Below are 1,251 nucleotides of genomic sequence, written 5' to 3' on the forward strand. Positions count from 1 at the left end.
CGCCGCGGACCCCCGGACGAACTGCCACAGGGCGGCGACCGCCCCCCGCAGCCGTCCGGGATCCAGTCCGGCCCCCTGGAGGATCCGCAGCAGCGCCTCCATCGCCCCCAGCTCGGCCGGCCCGAGGACCGGGCGGGCCTGGGAGATCCGCAGCACCCAGGGGTGGCGCAGGTAGCAGGCGAGGGCGTCGTCGGCCCAGGCGGTGACGGCCGGCCGCCAGCCCGGGGCCGGATCGTAGGAGACGGGCAGCTCGGCGAGCACCCGGTCGTGCATGAGGTCCAGCAGTTCGGCCTTGCCCGGGACATAGGTGTAGAGGGCCATGGCGGTGCGGCCGAGGCGCTCGCCGACCGCGCGCATGGAGAGCGCCGCCATGCCCTCGGCGTCGGCGACGGCGATCCCGGCGAGGACGATCGCGTCCACGCTCAGCCCGGGCTTGGGCCCGCTGCGCCCGGGGCGCGGGGCCTCGGGGGAGCGCCACAGCAGTGCCATGGAGCGGCGGGCGTCGCCCTGTCCGGCGAAGACGGTCACGGCGGAACTCCTTATCGCATAAGGTAACCTCGCTACGAGGAACTCTTTACGGCATAAGGTATCAACGGGGGACCGAAACCGGAGGTCGAGCCATGAGCCTTCCCGTCACCTACGTCCAGGTCACCGAGGTCACGCGCGTCACTCCTCGGACGGCCCGGGTCACCTTCCAGGCCGAGGACCTGGACGCGAGCGTCGGCACCTCGCCCGACCAGCAGGTCAAACTCTGCTTCCCCCGTCCGGGCCAGGACGCCCCCGTGCTTCCCGGGGCGACCGAGGACGCCATGGGCTGGTACCAGGCGTACCTGGCCATCCCGGAGGCGGAGCGGCCGTGGATGCGCAGCCTCACCCTCCGGCGGCGCCGGCCCGGGACCGCGCTGCTGGAGATCGACTTCGTGCTGCACGGCGACACCGGTCCGGCGAGCGCCTGGGCCGCACGGGCCCGGCCCGGGGACCGGCTGGGCATGGTCGGACCCTCCTCGCTCTACGCCTCCCCGCTGTCGGTCACGGCGGCGGCAGCGGCGGCGGACTGGGTCCTGCTGGCCGGCGACGAGTCGGCGCTGCCCGCGATCGGCACCCTGCTGGAGGCGCTGCCCGAGGGCACCGAGACGGTGGTGTTCGCCGAGGTCGCCGACCGCGCCGAGGAGCAGCCGCTGCCCGGCCCGGGCGGAACGGCCGTGCGGTGGCTGCACCGTGACGGCGCCGTGCCGGGCCGGCGGCTGGTCG

At 75.0% G+C, this 1,251-nt stretch carries 1 protein-coding gene and 1 pseudogene; one reads left to right on the forward strand and one right to left on the reverse strand.

Annotated features, from left to right (window positions below; translation table 11 throughout):
* Window positions 1-528 (reverse strand): annotated as a pseudogene (locus ABD308_RS33505) (TetR/AcrR family transcriptional regulator); the annotation flags it as partial.
* A 92-nt stretch (window positions 529-620) separates the two neighbouring features.
* On the opposite strand from ABD308_RS33505, the gene ABD308_RS33510 reads away from it, so the two are divergent.
* Window positions 621-1,251 (forward strand): siderophore-interacting protein (locus tag ABD308_RS33510; RefSeq protein ID WP_344343440.1); only part of this gene is annotated, 631 nt, incomplete at its 3' end.

The organism is Kitasatospora putterlickiae (assembly GCF_039527695.1).
Classification (GTDB): Bacteria; Actinomycetota; Actinomycetes; order Streptomycetales; family Streptomycetaceae; genus Kitasatospora; species Kitasatospora putterlickiae.